Source organism: Bacillus sp. R86525 (assembly GCF_042466195.1).
Classification (GTDB): Bacteria; Bacillota; Bacilli; order Bacillales; family Bacillaceae_G; genus Bacillus_A; species Bacillus_A nitratireducens.
Window position 1 is genome coordinate 838,970 of record NZ_JAXHPX010000007.1, and the last position, 18,293, is coordinate 857,262.

Annotated in this window: 19 protein-coding genes; 18 read left to right on the plus strand and 1 reads right to left on the minus strand. The window is 37.4% G+C overall.

What is annotated here, in order from left to right; all coding sequences use genetic code 11:
* The first annotated feature begins 137 nt into the window (after nt 1–137).
* Nucleotides 138–791, plus strand: coding sequence for a tRNA (guanosine(46)-N7)-methyltransferase TrmB (gene trmB, locus SJY24_RS06800; protein ID WP_001239377.1), 654 nt, complete (start codon nt 138–140; stop codon nt 789–791).
* Between the two features lie 69 nt (nt 792–860).
* On the plus strand, nt 861–1,715 hold the full coding sequence (locus SJY24_RS06805; protein WP_377864164.1) for a YtnP family quorum-quenching lactonase: 855 nt from the start codon (nt 861–863) through the stop codon (nt 1,713–1,715).
* Nucleotides 1,716–1,813: 98 nt separating this feature from the next.
* Here the strand turns inward: SJY24_RS06805 and SJY24_RS06810 are convergent, their stop codons facing one another.
* Complete coding sequence (locus SJY24_RS06810) at nt 1,814–2,125, minus strand: PepSY domain-containing protein (RefSeq protein WP_000118541.1); 312 nt, start codon at nt 2,123–2,125, stop codon at nt 1,814–1,816.
* A 148-nt stretch (nt 2,126–2,273) separates the two neighbouring features.
* Here SJY24_RS06810 and SJY24_RS06815 point away from each other — a divergent pair, with 148 nt between their 5' ends.
* The 16 genes from SJY24_RS06815 to SJY24_RS06890 all read left to right on the plus strand — a co-directional run bounded on the left by SJY24_RS06815 (nt 2,274) and on the right by SJY24_RS06890 (nt 18,258).
* Entirely contained in the window at nt 2,274–3,347 is a 1,074-nt protein-coding gene (locus SJY24_RS06815) for a M42 family metallopeptidase (RefSeq protein ID WP_377864165.1), read from the plus strand.
* Nucleotides 3,348–3,495: 148 nt separating this feature from the next.
* On the plus strand, nt 3,496–4,005 hold the full coding sequence (locus SJY24_RS06820) for a DUF84 family protein (RefSeq protein WP_377864166.1): 510 nt from the start codon (nt 3,496–3,498) through the stop codon (nt 4,003–4,005).
* Nucleotides 4,006–4,088: 83 nt separating this feature from the next.
* Nucleotides 4,089–4,403, plus strand: coding sequence for a thioredoxin family protein (locus SJY24_RS06825; RefSeq protein ID WP_377864167.1), 315 nt, complete (start codon nt 4,089–4,091; stop codon nt 4,401–4,403).
* Between the two features lie 79 nt (nt 4,404–4,482).
* Complete coding sequence (locus tag SJY24_RS06830) at nt 4,483–5,295, plus strand: DUF1444 domain-containing protein (RefSeq protein WP_377864168.1); 813 nt, start codon at nt 4,483–4,485, stop codon at nt 5,293–5,295.
* Nucleotides 5,292–5,906: a YtpR family tRNA-binding protein gene (gene ytpR, locus SJY24_RS06835; RefSeq protein WP_377864169.1), complete on the plus strand. Its 615-nt coding sequence runs from the start codon at nt 5,292–5,294 to the stop codon at nt 5,904–5,906. The genes SJY24_RS06830 and ytpR overlap by 4 nt, the downstream gene beginning before the upstream one ends.
* Before the next feature lie 142 nt (nt 5,907–6,048).
* Entirely contained in the window at nt 6,049–6,393 is a 345-nt protein-coding gene (locus SJY24_RS06840; RefSeq protein ID WP_000813331.1) for a hypothetical protein, read from the plus strand.
* A 41-nt stretch (nt 6,394–6,434) separates the two neighbouring features.
* The gene (locus SJY24_RS06845; protein ID WP_377864170.1) at nt 6,435–7,391 is read left to right on the plus strand and encodes an N-acetylmuramoyl-L-alanine amidase; all 957 of its coding nucleotides are present in this window, start codon (nt 6,435–6,437) and stop codon (nt 7,389–7,391) included.
* Between the two features lie 156 nt (nt 7,392–7,547).
* On the plus strand, nt 7,548–11,729 hold the full coding sequence (locus SJY24_RS06850; RefSeq protein WP_377864171.1) for a DNA translocase FtsK: 4,182 nt from the start codon (nt 7,548–7,550) through the stop codon (nt 11,727–11,729).
* Nucleotides 11,730–11,790: 61 nt separating this feature from the next.
* Nucleotides 11,791–12,909 carry a nicotinate phosphoribosyltransferase gene (locus SJY24_RS06855; RefSeq protein ID WP_377864172.1) on the plus strand — a complete coding sequence of 373 codons (1,119 nt, stop codon included), beginning with the start codon at nt 11,791–11,793 and terminating at the stop codon, nt 12,907–12,909.
* A gap of 252 nt (nt 12,910–13,161) precedes the next feature.
* Entirely contained in the window at nt 13,162–14,472 is a 1,311-nt protein-coding gene (gene murC, locus SJY24_RS06860; protein ID WP_377864173.1) for a UDP-N-acetylmuramate--L-alanine ligase, read from the plus strand.
* A 120-nt stretch (nt 14,473–14,592) separates the two neighbouring features.
* On the plus strand, nt 14,593–15,006 hold the full coding sequence (locus SJY24_RS06865) for a MerR family transcriptional regulator (protein WP_377864174.1): 414 nt from the start codon (nt 14,593–14,595) through the stop codon (nt 15,004–15,006).
* Nucleotides 14,996–15,892 (plus strand): DMT family transporter, encoded by an 897-nt coding sequence (locus tag SJY24_RS06870; RefSeq protein WP_377864175.1) that lies wholly within the window; start codon nt 14,996–14,998, stop codon nt 15,890–15,892. The genes SJY24_RS06865 and SJY24_RS06870 overlap by 11 nt, the downstream gene beginning before the upstream one ends.
* 63 nt (nt 15,893–15,955) lie before the next feature.
* Nucleotides 15,956–16,504: a GNAT family N-acetyltransferase gene (locus SJY24_RS06875; RefSeq protein ID WP_377864176.1), complete on the plus strand. Its 549-nt coding sequence runs from the start codon at nt 15,956–15,958 to the stop codon at nt 16,502–16,504.
* The gene (locus SJY24_RS06880; RefSeq protein ID WP_377864178.1) at nt 16,501–16,992 is read left to right on the plus strand and encodes a GNAT family N-acetyltransferase; all 492 of its coding nucleotides are present in this window, start codon (nt 16,501–16,503) and stop codon (nt 16,990–16,992) included. Before SJY24_RS06875 ends, SJY24_RS06880 begins: the two co-directional genes overlap by 4 nt.
* A 76-nt stretch (nt 16,993–17,068) precedes the next feature.
* A complete protein-coding gene (locus tag SJY24_RS06885; RefSeq protein ID WP_377864179.1) occupies nt 17,069–17,473 on the plus strand; it encodes a PH domain-containing protein in 405 nt (134 codons plus the stop codon).
* A gap of 338 nt (nt 17,474–17,811) precedes the next feature.
* Nucleotides 17,812–18,258: a hypothetical protein gene (locus tag SJY24_RS06890; protein ID WP_377864180.1), complete on the plus strand. Its 447-nt coding sequence runs from the start codon at nt 17,812–17,814 to the stop codon at nt 18,256–18,258.
* Nucleotides 18,259–18,293: the final 35 nt, after the last annotated feature.

Consider the following 18,293-nt stretch of genomic DNA (forward strand, 5'->3'; position numbering starts at 1 on the left):
TCAAAATGGTACATCTTATACTTGAAAGAAACGGACCGAGTGCTCGTACGTGCTTGGTTTTTTGTTTGATAGATTGATTAAAACAGAAAGAAGGAATTTTTCCTTTAAAATAGTTTTGTAAAGAGAGGGAGACATCTATGCGTTTAAGACATAAACCTTATGCAATGGATCGAATTAATGAATATTCACATATCGTAATCGGAAACCCAGAAGAGCGCGCTGGTAACTGGAAAGAAGTATTTGGAAATGAACAACCAATTCATATTGAAGTAGGTACAGGACGTGGCCGCTTTATGTATGATATGGCAAAAGCGAATCCACATATTAATTATATTGGAATTGAAAAATTCACAAGTGTTGTTGTAGATGCACTTGATAAATTAATTGAAGAAGAATTACCGAACTTAAAGTTAATTAATAAAGATGCTGAAGATTTAAAAGTTTTCTTTGCAAAAGGTGAAATTGACCGCGTTTATTTAAACTTCTCAGATCCATGGCCGAAGAATCGTCACATGAAACGTCGTTTAACGTATAAAACGTTTTTACGCAATTATGAGGAAGTGTTAGTAGAGGGTGGAGAAATTCACTTCAAAACTGATAACCAAGGCCTATTTGAATACTCTCTTATGAGTATGGCTGAGTATGGTATGTTATTAACTTACCTTAGCCTAGATCTTCATAATAGTGATTATGAAGGAAATATTATGACAGAATACGAAGAGAAATTCTCTAGTAAAGGTCATCGTATTTACCGAGTTGAAGCGAAATATCGCACAGAACCTATGCAGTAATGCATAGGTTTTTTGTAGCTAAAACAATCAGAATTTTATGTTAATATTAAAAAGAAAGGGGGATGAAAGATGGAACAGTTACAAATTGGAAATATAAAAGTGACATGGCTAAAAGGTGGGAATACACATTTAGATGGAGGTGCAATGTTTGGAGTTGTGCCGAAAGTACTTTGGTCACGCAAATACCAACATAATGATACAAACCATATTTATTTACGAACAGATCCGTTACTTTTGCAAACGAAAGAAGGAAACATGCTTATTGATTCTGGAATAGGAAACGGTAAGTTGAATGAGAAAATGAAGCGAAATCAAGGTGTAACAGAAGAATCATCGGTTTATGAATCGTTAGAAAAACTGGGTCTAAAGCCTGAAGATATTCATTACGTCTTAATGACGCACCTTCATTTTGATCATGCATCTGGTTTAACAAGGCGGGAAGGAGATCACTTTGTGCCGACGTTTCCGAATGCGAAAGTTTACGTAAGTGAAACGGAATGGAATGAAATGAGGAATCCAAATATTAGATCGCGTAATACATACTGGACGGAAAATTGGGAGCCAATTGTAGATAAAGTTATTACCTTTCAGCAAGAAATAGAAATTACGGATGAAATAAAAATGGCGCATACGGGTGGCCATAGTGATGGACATGCCGTTGTCGTCCTTGAAAGTCAGGGTGAAACGATGCTTCATTTAGCGGACATTTTACCGACGCATGCACATCAAAATGTATTATGGGTAATGGCCTACGATGACTATCCAATGACATCGATTGAACATAAACAAAAGTGGATGAAGTATGGTGCTGAGAAAGAAGCATGGTTTACGTTTTATCATGACGCGTATTACCGTGCAGTAAAGTGGAATGAGGAAGGGCATATCGTAGAAAAAATAGAGCGGAAAACGAGTATAGAAGCTTAAAAAGAGGAGGTTGTTCCAGAATGTTTGTTGGAGCAGCCTCTTTTTTTATTGTCGGCGATTAAAAAAATAAGAGGTTCACCTAATGGGAACCCTCCTTTTTATGCTGCTATAACCTCTAAAACAGTACCTGTTTTAGCATCAACTAAAAATTCAAATCGTTCTTGTATATCATCTAACATCGTTGTAAGACCGCCGCGATAAACTTCGTATGCGACATCATATTTTTCAAATGTCTCTGGAACCATATGTACCCAAGAGCCAGTAATTTCACCTTTATGACTTAATGCTTGTTTCACCATTTTCAATGCTTTTTCTGAAGAAATATGGGATTGTTCTTGTACTTTGTTTGCAACAAGATAACCAGCTGCGAAACCAACGCCAAGACCTGCTACTAAACCTTTCCAGCTCATATATTCACCTCAATTCTATAAAATAAAAATAGTGTACCGATAATAATTATAAAGCAAATACAGCTAAAAAAGAAGAAACTAGAAACATTTCGAAAATTTCGTTACAATAAAAGAGGTATTCTACTAAGGTTTGAAAGAAGGGGACTTCGTGAATAAAGAGACATTACAATTATTTCGTACGTTAACAGAATTACAAGGTGCATCAGGTTTCGAACATGATGTACGCCGTTTTATGAAGCAAGAATTAAGCAAATATGCGGATGAAATTGTACAAGACGGTTTAGGTAGCGTATTTGGTCTGAAAAAAGGGGACGAAACTGGCCCACGTGTTCTTGTAGCAGGTCATATGGATGAAGTAGGTTTCATGGTTACACAAATTACGAAAAACGGAATGCTTCGTTTTCAAACGTTAGGCGGCTGGTGGAGCCAAGTGTTATTAGCGCAACGTGTACAAGTTATGACAAAGAATGGTCCTGTTATTGGGGTTGTTGGTTCTATTCCTCCTCATTTATTAAGTGACGCGCAACGTGCAAAACCGATGGATATAAAAAATATGTTAATTGATATAGGTGCAGATAGCTATGAAGATGCGATTGAGATTGGTGTAAAACCAGGACAACAAATCGTGCCAATCTGCCCGTTTACGCCGATGGCAAATGAAAAGAAAATCATGGCGAAAGCTTGGGACAACCGTTACGGATGTGGCCTTGCAATCGAATTACTAAAAGAGTTAAAAGACGATACTTTACCAAACACATTATACTCTGGTGCGACTGTACAAGAAGAAGTTGGTCTTCGCGGAGCCCAAACTGCTGCAAATATGATTCAGCCAGACATTTTCTATGCGCTTGATGCAAGTCCAGCAAACGATGCGTCTGGTGATAAAACGCAGTTCGGTCAATTAGGAAAAGGTGCTCTTCTTCGTATTTATGACCGCACAATGGTAACTCATAGAGGAATGCGCGAATTCATTTTAGATACAGCAGAAACACACAACATTCCGTACCAATACTTTATTTCACAAGGTGGTACAGATGCAGGCCGTGTACATACAAGTAACTCTGGTATCCCATCAGCAGTAATTGGTGTTTGTGCACGCTATATTCATACACATGCTTCTATTTTACATGTTGATGATTATGCAGCTGCGAAGGAACTAATTACGAAGCTTGTGAGAGCGACGGACAAAACGACGTTAGAGACAATTAAGAATAACGCGTAAAGAGGAAGGGTGAAAAACCCTTCTTTTTTTAGGTTGAATAGATGACCCAGCGATGAATGGTAGCGGTCAGTGTTTAATAGATGCTCGTACCACGTATAAAGAGTGGTTTTATTAAGACGAAAAGATGAATTTTATAGAGGTGAAAGAAATGAAGGTAGTAGTTGGATCGAAGAATAAAACGAAAGTTGGGGCTGTGGAGAAGGTTTGGGAAGATGCTGAAGTTACATCTCTTTCTGTTCCATCAGGAGTAGCAAACCAGCCTTTCTCAGATGAAGAGACAATGCAAGGAGCGGTAAATAGAGCGAAGCGAGCGCTGCAGGAAGGAGAAGCTCAAATCGGTATTGGACTAGAAGGCGGCGTAATGAAAACAGCGCACGGTTTATTTATGTGTAACTGGGGTGCGCTAGCGACAAGTGATGGGAAAACATTTGTTGCTGGCGGGGCACGTATTAAGTTACCGGATGATTTTTTAGCACCTCTTGAAGAAGGAAAAGAGTTAAGTGAAGTGATGGAAGAGTTTGTAGAGCGAAAAGATATTCGTAGTCATGAAGGTGCTATCGGTATTTTTACAGATGATTATGTCGACCGAACGGAATTATTTGTACACGTTGTTAAGTTACTTGTTGGGCAATATAAGTATGATAAAAAGCAAGCATAAACCTTGCACCATGCGCGATGTATGGTAGTATAAAGAAAAGATTATAGTGTGAAAAAGTGCACTCGTTAGAGGAGGAAATATAGATGAAATCATTAGAAAGCATGGAACAATTCCAAGAATTAAAAAATGAAGAGAATGTAGTCTTCATGTTCTCAGCAGAATGGTGCCCAGATTGCCGTTTCATTGATCCATTTATGCCAGAAATAGAAGAGAAGTATAGTGATTTCTCATTTTACTATGTAGATCGTGATGAGTTTATTGATCTATGCGTGAAAGTAGACGTATTTGGCATTCCGAGCTTTGTAGCGTACAATAAAGGTGAAGAAACTGGACGCTATGTAAACAAAGATCGTAAGACACAAGAGCAAATCGAAGAGTTTATTGAAGGTTTAAAATAAGACAATTAGCCAATTGAATTGTAAAAACAACCTCTACCTTCGCGGGGGAGGTTATTTTTTTGGAAGGGAGGAAAAAGAGATGAAAATGACAAGTAAAAAGATGAAAGACGAGTTAATGAAGAAATTATCTCGACCAGAATGGAATTTTCATTATGATAGCGAGAAAGAAGTTCTTCGTATTGAACAAACAGACTCGAAAAAAGGTATTAACGTATCACTTCCAGGAGTAGTAGCAAAATGGGAAGTGAACAAAGAAAAAGCGATTGAAGAGGTCGCTTATTACGTACAAGAAGCGCTAATTGCAATGCATAAAGAAGAAAATAGCACGGCGAAAATTTTACCTGTTATTCGCTCTACTTCTTTCCCGAAACAATCAGAAGAAGGAAATCCGTTTATTATGACGGACCACACGGCGGAAACACGTATTTACTATGCGCTAGATTCGAATAAAACATATCGTCTAATTGATGAGCGTCTATTACAGAAATTAGAAGTTACAGAGCAACAAGTACGTGAAATGGCATTATTTAATGCTCGCTCATTAGGTTATGAATTTAAGCAGGACACAGTAGCGGGTAATACATTCTACTTTTTAAACACAAATGATGGGTATGATGCGACTCGTATTTTAAACGAATCGTTACTACAATCGATGCGTGAAAAGATCTCTGGTGACATGGTTGTGGCAGTTCCTCACCAAGATGTATTAATTATTGCTGATATCGTCAACGAAATCGGTTATGATATTATTGCACAAATGACAATGAAATTTTTTGCCGAAGGGCATGTTCCGATTACATCACTTTCATTCGTATATGAAGATGGGGACTTCGAACCAATCTTTATTTTAGCGAAGAATCGGAAGAAGACAGATGGAAAAGAGAAAGGATGAACGAATTGAACGTTTTTTACAACCTTGAAGGAATTGGTGACACTTTAATTGTTACCTTACAAGATATTACTTTAGAAAACCGTACATTTGACCGCAAAGGAGATGTTGCTCGCGTATACGATCGTGAAAGCAACGTAACAGCAGGATTCAACATCTTTAATTCATCTTCTTATGTAGAAGTAACAGATAACGGAAACGTTACATTAACGAAAGAGTTTGTTGAAAAAATTAACGACATTTTAGCAAAGAATGGCTTCGAAGAAAAAGTAGAAGCTGATTTCACGCCGAAATTTGTTGTAGGCTATGTAGCTGAAAAAGAGAAGCATCCAAATGCTGATAAATTAAACATTTGTACAGTAGAAATCGGTACAGAAACATTACAAATCGTATGTGGTGCACCGAACGTTGATGCAGGACAAAAAGTTGTCGTTGCAAAAATCGGCGCTGTAATGCCAAGTGGTATGTTAATTAAACCAGCTGAACTTCGCGGTGTTCCTTCTTCTGGAATGATCTGCTCTGCACGTGAATTAGAGCTTCCAGACGCTCCACAAGAAAAAGGTATTCTTGTATTAGAAGACAGCTTTGAAGTTGGACAAGAATTTAAATTTTAATTGATATAAAAAAGTAGTCTCACAATATGTGGGGCTATTTTTTTAAGCGAAATTCTTAGGATTGTAACGTTTCTCTTCAAAATCTATATTGTATTTTGAAAATGTATTAGGTAAAATTTAGAAAAAAGAAGGGGATAGACGTATGAAACAACAACCAAAAATTGCAGAACTTCTGAAACGAATTGAAACTTCAAAACAGCAAGATATCGAGTTAGGTTCCTATGAAATTTATTTGTTTAGCGAAAGTGAATTAGAAAAAGGGCAAGTCGGTTACCGATATGATAAACATAAAAATTCATTAATAAGTGAAGGAAATGGGAAGTGGCAAGAAGGATGGATTGCGATCGGATATGAAACGGATATGGGCGATCCAGTTTTTGTGAATGTGGATGATGACGTTTATCCGGTTTATACCGCAGAGCGTGGTACAGAAACGTGGCAGCCTGTTTATATTGGAAGTATGGATGAGATTATACAACAATTATAAGGAAATACTTTGAGTCCGGTGCAAAGTGATGGGAGAGAAGCATGAAATATATAAAAATAATGAGCATGATTGCATTCATTGGAATATATATGGGAGGTTGTTCACAAGAAGATACGAAAAAAGAAACAACATCTTCTGTACAACAAAAAAACGATGATAAAAAGGAAGACGCACCGGTAGAAAAGCAGCAAGAAGAACAAGAAAAGAAAGAACAGCCGCAAGCAATTCAAACGAATGAGCAAGTGGAACATAAGCAGGAGGAAGTGCTGGCCGAGGAAAAGAAAGAGGAAACTACGCCAGTGCAGCCAACTGAGCAACCAGTACAAAATAATGAACAAAAAATAGAGAGTAATGAAAAACAAGAAAAGTTTCTCGTCGTTATTGATCCAGGGCATCAACAAAAGGCGAATTTGAATTTAGAGCCGATTGGACCAGGGGCAACTACGCAAAAATATAAAGTGACAGACGGAACGACAGGGGTTGTAACGAAAAAGAGAGAATCAGTTCTTGTATTAGAAATGGCTTTTCTGTTGAAAGAAAAACTGGAAGCAAAAGGTATACAAGTGTTGATGACGAGAACGGCTCATGAGGTTGATATAAGTAATAAGGAAAGAGCAACATTCGCGAATGATCATAAGGCGAATTTGTTTTTACGTCTTCATGCAGACGGCTCTGAAAACCAAAACCAAAGTGGGTTCGCTGTATTGACGCCAGCAGAAGGAAATCCATATACGAAAGAAATTTATGCGGAGAGTCTTCAAATCTCTCAAACAATTGTAAACCAAATGAGGCAAAATCATCAGGTTAAAGTAAATGGAATTAAATTTCGGGATGATCTTTCTGGATTTAATTGGTCAAAAGTTCCAGGAGTACTATTAGAACTTGGATTTATGTCAAACCCTGAAGAAGACAAAAAATTATCTGACCCACAGTATGTAAATTCTTTATTGCAAAGTGTAACGGATAGTGTGGATGAATATCGGAAGGGTAAAGATTAAACGGGGTCTTACATGTAAGACCTCGTTTTTCTATATGAAAAACAATCGTGAATTAGAATATTATGGATAAAACTAATATGCTTAATTTTACCTGCACTTTTTGCCGAATGCTGATACAATAAAGGATGTTACTATTTAGTAGAAAGAGTGGTAAACATGTTAGATTGGATGAAAAAGCTGTTTAACAAAGAGGAAGAAAAAACAGTGATGAATAAAGAAGTACTGGCACAAATTGAAAGTCAGCCGAAAATTCCTCGTGTAAACCACTACACTGAAGCAAGAGAAGCACAAATGGCAAGTCGAAATGCAGGGAAATGCCGTTTTCCATTAATACCGGATAATGGGTTCGATGAAGAGGATGTAAGAGAAATAGAGCACTTTGAAGAACGACCTGTTCAAGTAGTAACATACGAAGAGCCGTCTGCTCAAAGCGGAATAAAAGTGGAAAGAAGCAGACGACTATATGTGGAAAAAGCAGTTCCTACATATGAAGAGCCGGAAGTGCAATATGAACAGGAACAAGAGCCTATCGTAAAAAAAGCATCCGTCCCATCAAAAGAAAGTAACCGTAGACCATTTCGTCCAACAGAGATGATTTCACCGATTTATGGATATAATCGTCCTTCAGTAGAAAAGAAGGTTGTACAGGAGGAAGAAAAGGAAAGAGAAGATCTTGAAATATCCATTGAAGGAACATCAGTTGTGGACGCATGGTTAGAGAAAAAGGGCTATACATTATCCGATTTTTCAGAAGGAAAAAAAGAAGGTTCGTCTAATAAGGAAGAACTGAACGAACAAACACAAAAAAATAGTAAAGTAAAAGAAAAATCGGTTGTGGATGCATGGTTAGAGAAAAATGGTTACGAGGTTGAGAGTCAAGTTCCTTCATTAGAAGAAAGCCAGAGTGATCAGTTGCTTCATAAAACTGTAGGACAGTTGGAAGAAGAGGATACAACTGTACAATCCTTGCAGCAAGAACAAGATGTAGTGGAGTTATCGCATAAAGAAGATAACGAAGAAACTCTACAAGAAGAGTCAATAGATTCTAAAGTAGAGAACGTGGAAACAATATTACGAGAAGAAATTGAATGTAGTACAGAAATAGAAGAAACTGTTGCTGAAGTTGTAGCAAATCAAGTTGAAGAGGAATCTTCAGAAGATGTAGTAATTGTAAAAACAGATGAAAAGCTTCAAGAAACAATCACTATAGAAATACCAGATGCTTTTGAAGAAGCAACTGAGGAAGCAGAAGAAGTTGTGGAATTAGAAGCAACTGAGGAAGCAATAGAAGAAGTTGTGGAATTAGAGAAATCTGAGGAAGCGACAGAAGAAGTTGTGGAATTAGAAGAAGCTAAGGAAGCGACAGAAGAAGTTGTGGAATTAGAAGAAGCTAAGGAAGCGACAGAAGAAGTTGTGGAATTAGAGGAATCTGAGGAAGCGACAGAAGAAGTTGTGGAATTAGAGGAATCTGAGGAAGCGACAGAAGAAGTTGTGGAATTAGAGGAAGTTAAGGAAGCGACAGAAGAAGTTGCGGAATTAGAAGAAGCTAAGGAAGCAGCAGAAGAAGTTGTGGAATTAGAAGAAATTAAGGAAGCGACAGAAGAAGTTGTGGAATTAGAGAAACCTGAGGAAGCGACAGAAGAAGTTGCAGAATTAGAAGAAGCTAAGGAAGCAATAGAAGAAGTTGTGGAATTAGAGAAACCTGAGGAAGCGACAGAAGAAGTTGTGGAATTAGAGAAACCTGAGGAAGCGACAGAAGAAGTTGCAGAATTGGAAGAAGCTAAGGAAGCAATAGAAGAAGTTGTGGAATTAGAGAAACCTGAGGAAGCGACAGAAGAAGTTGCAGAATTAGAAGAAGCTAAGGAAGCAGCGGAAGAAGTTGTGGAATTAGAGGAATCTGAGGAAGCGACAGAAGAAGTTGTGGAATTAGAGGAATCTGAGGAAGCGACAGAAGAAGTTGTGGAATTAGAGGAAGTTAAGGAAGCAGCAAAAGAAGTTGCAGAATTAGAGGAACCTGAGGAAGCAGCAAAAGAAGTTGCGGAGTTAGAGGGAACTAAGGAAGAAGAACCAATTTCTCAAGAAACAGTAATTGAAGAAACGATGAATACAGATTTAGTGGAAAATACACCAGTTGCAGGGCAACCAGTGATTTCTCAACAAGAAACAATTACGTTCAAGGAAGAAAGTGAAGTATTCGTACCAGTTTCAGAAACGGATGAGCAAACAAAGAAAGATGTTCAAAACTTTGCGAACGTTTTAATTGAAGAAGCGGAAGAAAAGAAGCAAGTTGCTGAAGAACAGCCTGCTTTACAAATAGAAGAACCGAAACGTGAGAAAAAACGTCATGTCCCATTTAATGTTGTCATGTTAAAGCAGGATAGAAAGAAATTAATGGAAAGACATGCGGCAAGAACGAACGTAATGCAATCAACTGTCAGTGAACGAGTGGAAGAAAAGCCAATGCAGCAAATGGTAGTAGAACCACAAATGGAAGAAAAGCCAATGCAGCAAATGGTAGTAGAACCACAAATGGAAGAAAAGCCAATGCAGCAAGTGGTAGTAGAACCACAAGTGGAAGAAAAGCCAATGCAGCAAATGGTAGTAGAACCACAAATGGAAGAAAAGCCAATGAAGCAAGTGGTAGTAGAACCACAAGTGGAAGAAAAGCCAATGCAGCAAATGGTAGTAGAACCGCAAGTGGAGGAAAAGCCAGTGCAGCAAGTGGTAGTAGAACCACAAGTGGAAGAAAAGCCAGTGCAGCAAATGGTAGTAGAACCGCAAGTGGAAGGAAAACCAATGCAGCAAGTAGTGGTAGAGCAAGTACAAAAGCCAATTTCAAGTACGGGAGTACAAGAGAAAGCATATGTTGTAAATCAAAGAGAGAACGATATGCGAAATGTATTGCAAACACCACCGACATATGCAATTCCGCCATTAACATTGTTGTCAATTCCGCAGCAAGCAGCGTTAGATAATACGGAATGGTTGGATGAACAGAAAGAATTATTAGATACAACGTTTAATAATTTCCATGTTGGTGCACATGTTATTAACGTATCGCAAGGTCCGGCAGTAACTCGTTTTGAAGTACAGCCAGACCCAGGTGTGAAAGTAAATAAAATTACAAACTTAAGCGATGATATTAAGTTAAGTTTAGCTGCGAAAGATATTCGTATTGAAGCACCGATTCCAGGGAAAAGTGCGATTGGAATTGAAGTTCCGAATAAGGAAAGTAAGCCAGTATTTCTTCGTGAAATTTTAAGAAGTCCTGTATTTACAAAGAGTGAATCACCGCTTACAGTTGCGCTTGGACTTGATATTTCAGGCGATCCAATTGTAACGGATATTAGAAAAATGCCACACGGACTTATTGCGGGTGCAACTGGTTCAGGGAAAAGTGTATGTATTAATGCGATTTTAACAAGTATTTTATATAAAGCGAAGCCGCATGAAGTGAAGTTAATGTTAATCGATCCGAAGATGGTTGAGCTTGCACCATATAATTCTGTTCCACATCTTGTAGCACCTGTTATTACTGATGTAAAAGCAGCAACAGCTGCGCTAAAGTGGGCAGTTGAAGAGATGGAACGTCGTTATGAATTGTTTGCGCATGCTGGTGCTCGTGATTTAACTCGTTACAATACGATTGTAAGTGGGAGAGAAATCCCAGGTGAGACATTACCTTATATTGTAATCGTCATTGACGAGTTAGCTGACTTAATGATGGTTGCTCCTGGTGATGTTGAGGAAGCGATTTGTCGTATTGCACAAAAAGCTCGTGCTTGTGGTATTCACTTATTAGTTGCGACGCAGAGACCATCTGTAGACGTTATTACAGGTTTAATTAAATCAAACATTCCAACGCGTATTGCGTTTACAGTATCATCTCAAGTTGATTCGCGTACGATTATCGATATTGGGGGCGCGGAGAAATTACTTGGCCGTGGTGATATGTTATTCTTAGGAAACGGTACGTCTAAACCGGTTCGTGTACAAGGTGTATATGTATCGGATGATGAGATTGAGAAAACAGTTGATCATGTGAGAAAGCAAATGAAGCCGAACTACTTATTTAAGCAAGAGGATTTATTAGCGAAAACAGAACAAGCTGAGTCGGAAGACGAATTGTTCTTTGATGCATGTCAATTTGTTGTAGAACAAGGGGGAGCGTCCACATCTTCTGTACAGCGAAAATTCCGCATCGGTTATAATCGCGCGGCACGTCTAATTGAAGAGATGGAATCGCAAGGGATTATTTCTGAAGGAAGAGGAACGAAACCGAGAGATGTCCTTATTTCTGAGGATGAATTCGCTGCTATGCAGGAAACAAATGTATAGTAAACGGTTTTGCTGTATACTAATAGAAAATGTTGGATAGTAAAGTAGGGAGTAAAGCGACATGAAAGAAATTGAATTAAAATTAAAAGGTGAAATAAATCGACTAACAAATAGAACATTTAAATTTGACGAGCGCGTTGGAGAAGGATGGTTCTCTGCCGTTTACTTTTTAAAAACTAGAGAAATCATTGAGGAATTTCGCCCGAAAAGTGTTGTAACAATGCAGTTTTTCCAAAAGGAACATGCAGTTCTTTGCGGAACAGATGAGGTAATCGCATTGCTACAAACATTTGCAAAAAATCCTGAGGAATTAGAAATTCATTCTTTAAAGGATGGCGATAATGTTAGTCCGTTTGAAACAGTTTTAACAATTCATGGTCCTTATGAAAATTTCGGATTTTTAGAAGGTGTAATTGATGGGATTTTAGCTCGTCGTACATCAGTTGCGACAAACGTATATAACGTTGTCCAAGCTGCACGTAGTGTAGATAAAGAAAAACCAGTTATTTTCATGGGAGATCGTGATGATCATTATACGCAACAAGCTGGTGACGGTTATGCGGCATACATCGGAGGTATGAGCGCACAAGCGACGCATGCAATGAATGAGTGGTGGGGCAGAAGTGGTATGGGGACGATGCCTCACGCATTAATTCAAATGTTTAATGGTGATGTTGTTGAAGCTGCAAAAGCGTATCATAAGAAATTCCCAGAAGATGAATTAGTTGTATTAATTGATTACAATAATGATGTCATTACAGATGCACTTCGCGTAGCTCGTGAATTTGGATCAACATTAAAAGGTGTGCGTGTCGATACGTCTCGTACAATGATTGATCAATACTTCATTCGTCACCCAGAAGTTCTTGGAACATTTGATCCACGTGGTGTAAATCCATCGCTTGTATTTGCACTTCGTAAGGCTCTTGATGAGGAAGGGTTCCAACATGTAGATATCGTTGTAACTGGTGGATTTGATGAGAAGCGTATTCGTGAATTTGAAGCTCAAAATGTTCCTGTCGATATATACGGAGTAGGAAGTAGCTTATTAAAAATGAATATTGGCTTTACTGGTGATAACGTAGAATTAAATGGAAAACCAGAAGCAAAAGCTGGTCGTAAATACCGTCCAAATCCACGTTTAGAGCGTGTTCAATTAGAAACAAAAGAAGATATGTAAAAATGAGAAAAACTGATAGGTGATTGACCCTATCAGTTTTTCTGTTATCATAGTATAACAGCTGGTTTTTTGCTATAATAAGTTTGTTATGGACATAAAAAGAAGTACGTACGTGGTTATCCTGATAAGTGAAGATTAAAGAAAACTTCGCTTCATCAGAAATGTATGATGATTACCAAAATAAGAAAAGATTCATATACTGTCTTATAGATAGGCCGTTGTATTAGTTCGAAATGTTGGAGGTTCTTTAAGATGACAGTTTACCATTTTGTAGGAATTAAAGGAACAGGAATGAGTTCATTAGCGCAAATTCTTCATGACATGAAGCATACTGTTCAAGGGTCTGATTATGAAAAGCGTTTCTTTACACAAACAGCATTGGAAAAGTGTGGTATTTCCATCCTTCCTTTTAATAAGAATAATATTAAAGAAGGACAAGTGATTATCGCAGGAAATGCATTCCCTGATACGCATGAAGAAATCGTAGCAGCAAAAGAATTAAATATCCCAGTACATCGTTACCATCACTTCTTAGGTGATCTTATGAATCAGTACACAAGTGTTGCTGTAACTGGTGCACATGGAAAAACATCAACAACTGGTTTGTTAGCCCATGTAATGCAAGGTGCACACCCAACATCATACCTTATTGGAGATGGAACGGGGCATGGGGTAGAAAATAGTAAGTATTTTGTATTTGAAGCTTGTGAGTATCGTCGTCATTTCTTGTCTTACTATCCGGACTATGCAATTATGACGAACATTGATTTTGATCATCCAGATTATTTTACAGATGTCAATGATGTATTCAGTGCATTCCAAGAGATGGCATTGCAAGTGAAAAAAGGCATTATTGCATGTGGAGATGATGAAGAACTTCAAAAAATTCAAGCGAAAGTACCTGTTATTTTCTATGGATTTGGAGAAGATAATGATTTCCAAGCACGTAACATTCAAAAGAGAACAGATGGTACTATATTCGACGTATTCGTTCGTAATACGTACTATGACACGTTCAAAATCACAGGATATGGCGATCACAGCGTATTAAATGCATTAGCAGTAATCGCGCTTTGCCATTATGAAAACGTTGATGTAGAAGCAGTTAAGCATCAGCTAACAACTTTTGAAGGCGTAAAACGTCGCTTTAATGAAAAGCCAATGGGAGAACAAGTTATCATTGATGACTATGCACACCATCCGACAGAAATTAATGCAACGATTGAAGCAGCTCGTCAAAAACATCCAGAGCGTGAAGTTGTCGCTGTATTCCAGCCACATACATTCTCACGTACAGAAAAGTTCTTAGATGAGTTCGCTGAAAGCTTAAGCAAAGCTGACCAAGTATACTTATGTGATATTTTCGGATCAGCACGTGAAAACAAAGGTGAATTAACAATTGAAGATCTGCAGAAGCGTATTGACGGTGCAGAACTAATTACAGATACAACAACAGATGTATTGAAGAAACATAAAAAAGGCGTTCTAATTTTCATGGGCGCAGGAGACATCCAAAAATTCGAAGCAGCTTATGTAAAAGAAGTTCAAGTTGCAGAGAAATAATAGAAAAGACGCATAGCTTTGCTGTGCGTCTTTTTTGTTGTGTTCATTTTTTATTTACGTATTGACCTAGAGTTGACTCTAGGTTGTAAGATGAAAATGTAAAAACAAGGGGGAGAGAACATGTTTAAAATCGGTGAAGTAGCAGAGCTAACAGGGATGGGTATTCATACTCTGCGGTATTATGAAAAATTAGGTTTATTACCACCACCAACGCGAAATAGTGGTATTCGTCAGTATACAGAAGGGGATGTACGCTTATTAAAATTTTTATATTCATTAAAACAAACTGGAATGTCGTTAGAAGAGATGGCTGAGTTTGCAAGTGATGGATGCATTATAGAGGAAATTAGGCAGAGGAAAGAAGAAGTACCAGCGAAAGTAAAAAAGAGAATTTCAATTTTAACAACTCACTTGGAGCGGTTAAAAGAACAGCAGGAACAATTGCAAAAGGTAGTTCAGTTAACAGAAGAGAAGTTAGAAATTTATTACGGTTTTCTAGAAGAGAAAAACCCGGAGGCTGACAATGAAGAATAAAGTATATGCTCAGTTACTTGGATTTGCGATTTTCACTGGTGGAACATTTAATGCTTCGAAATATGCTGTACAATATTTCGAAGCGATTCATATAGCGGCATGGCGTTTTGGGATTGCTGCATTTGTGATGTTATGTCTGTTAAAAATACGAAAAGATTTTGAGGTGGAGGTATGGAGGCAGAATAGGGCTTATTACCTTTTGCTAGGTATTGTTGGTGTATTTGGTTTTAACTTCTTTTTCTTTTTAGGTATGAAACATACAGAAGCTATTAACGGTGCACTTATTATGGCGACGAATCCGCTCGTTACGACGCTGTTAGCAAGTGTTATTTTACGAGAAAAAATTATAAAGCGCCAAGGTATTGGAATGTTACTTGCATTACTTGGTGTTGTTTTTGTACTTACACAAGGTTCGTTTACAATACTACAAAGCTTATCATTTTCAAAAGGGGATTTTTATATTTTATTAGGGAATATTTGCTGGGCGTTATACGGTGTACTAGGCAGAAGGTTTATTAAAACTGGTAGCCCAATACAAACTACGACATATACGATGACGATTGGTGCCCTTGCCTTTATTGTGATATCTGTCACTCAAAAAAGTATAGTACCAGTTTTGGAAATTCCTTTGTTAGCTTGGGGAGCGATTCTCTTTATGGCAATTGGAATGAGTGTGCTCGGTTACTTATGGTGGAATAATGGAATTGCTCAAATTGGGGCAACAAGGACATCTTTATTTTTTAATTTAGTGCCTGTTGTTACAATGATTATTTCTTTTATTGAAGGAGTAAATATAACACCCGCACAATCTGTAGGAATGATATTAGTTGTTACGGGAGTATTATATTCTTCTGGTTTTATACAAATAAAACCGAAAAAAGTGTGAATATTTAACATTTTGTATCTGTAAGTGTTAGAATAATAAGAAAAATAAAAAGGGGCTAAAAATATGTTTACATTCCGAGTAGATGAAGAAATCGAACTACAACTATTAGAAAAACATCATAAAGAGGAATTATATGAATTATTAGATCAAAACCGTAACCATTTAAGAAGATGGCTCCCTTGGGTAGATGGGACGAAATCTGCTGATGCGTATAATGAGATTTTTCCGATGTGGTTAAAGAAATTTGCAGAGGGAGACGGTTTTGAAAGTGGTATACGCTACAAAGGAAAGCTCGTTGGGATGGTGGGCATTCACCCAGTAAGCTGGGGCAAGAAAGCAACGAGTCTTGGTTATTATCTTGCAGAAGATGCTGGCGGAAAAGGTATTATGACGCGAAGTGTGAAGACTGTGCTTCACTATGCATTTGATAATTTAAAGCTGAATAAAGTTGAAATTCGTTGCGGTGTTGAAAATGCGAAAAGCCGTGCGATTCCAGAACGTTTAGGTTTTAAATTAGATGGTATTTTAAGAGATGACGAATGGTTATATGATCATTTTCAGGATATTGCTGTTTATAGTTTACTAGCTTCGGAATGGAAGGATATTCGATGAACGAGAAGATTTGTATTATTCCATATGAAAGTAAGTTTCAAGATGAAGTAGTAGATCTCATTGTTCATATTCAGCAAAAAGAGTACAATGTCCCAATTACGAAAGAAGAGCAGCCTGATTTATTAGAAATAGAAACGTTCTATCAAAGGAATCACGGAAACTTTTGGGTAGCAACGTACGGTGGAAAAGTAGTTGGAACTGTAGCTTTATTAGATATAGGGAATCATCAAGTAGCGCTAAGGAAAATGTTTGTGCAGAAAGAGTTCCGCGGAAAAGAATGGGGCGCATCACATACGTTACTTCAAACGGCAATTTCTTGGGCGAAAGAAAAGAACTTGGAAGACATTTATTTAGGAACAACAGTCAAATTTTTAGCGGCGCATCGGTTTTATGAAAAGAATGGTTTCCGAAGTATGAATGTAGAAGAGTTACCAAAAAGTTTTCCAGTGTTGGAGGTAGATAAGAAATTTTATAGATATATCGTTTAAAAGGTCATTTTTAAAGGGCCTTTTTTTATGAATTAAAATGGGATAAGTGGTATAATTTGGATTAGGGGGTGTAGGTATGAACTTTCCGATTCAAAGAAGTAAGTCAGCAGTAATTTTCGTTAGTCTCACGTTAGCTTTTATGTTTGTGTATCCAATTGTCATGCTTTTCACAAATAAAGAGAAGTGGATGTCAGCGTTGATTGGAATGGGTTTATGCTTCATTGTAAATGTACCAATCGTTTGGGAAATATTTATTAAAAAACATAAGGTGGAAAATGGCGTATTGAAGTACGGTATTTTAAATGATGATGTTGTATTAAAAGATATAAGAATAGTTCGTCAAGTTGGGAAATCCCTTGAAATTACGACGAATGCATATAAAGTACATATGATTGCGATGCCGCAAGATATGACAAGTTTTTTGTCGCTTGTTGAGAAAGAGAATCCACATGTAAAAATAGAAATGGTAGGTAAGAGATGAAGTATGTAAAACTTTTACCCCGCATTAACGGGCAGTAAGACTCCCACCTCAAAATTCGGCAGGAGCAAAGAAGTTAGGTGAGAGTTAAAAGCTCGATTGGTTCAACTAATAATCAGTGGGGGATGAACAAAACCCCCACTGATTAAAGTTTCACTTTATTTTGTTTGGAAATTTTGCTGGTGCTTGCTATTTGCACTAGAGTATATATGAAATGGGATCTGCCCTTATATGTTCCAATATTAATAGGTACTGTCGCAGTGACGCTTTTATTTTATTTTCATTTTCAGCAAACAAAAAGCGAGGAAAGTAGTTCTATATAGTGTAGGGAGGGATTTGGAATGAAAAAAATATGTGCGCTCTGTTTATTTTTATTAACGACATCGATTCTTTTAATAGGATGTAGCGCGAAGAAAGAGAAGACTGACGTTAGCTTAGAAAAGGCACAAAAAATTGAAGTTGAATCCCTTATTGATTCGAGTGATAAAAAAACAATTACCGATAAGAAAGAAATCACAAAGTTATTTGAATCAATCAAAATGGATGAGTGGGAAATGGAATCGGCTCCTATGGATACTCCGCAAGGGAAAACGTTTAAAATGTATCAAGAGGATACACCAAAATTATTGGATTCGAGTAAAGATAAAAAAGAGTTACATGAAATTGGTACTATGACAGTATATAAAGATGTCCCTTATGTTGAGGTTGAATTGAAAATTAATAAAATAAAAAATAAAAATAGTTTTAAAGTGCCAGAAGATGTGGCTAAAAAATTATTAGAGTATTAATGAAAAACCGCTCGGATACAACTCCGAGCGGTTTT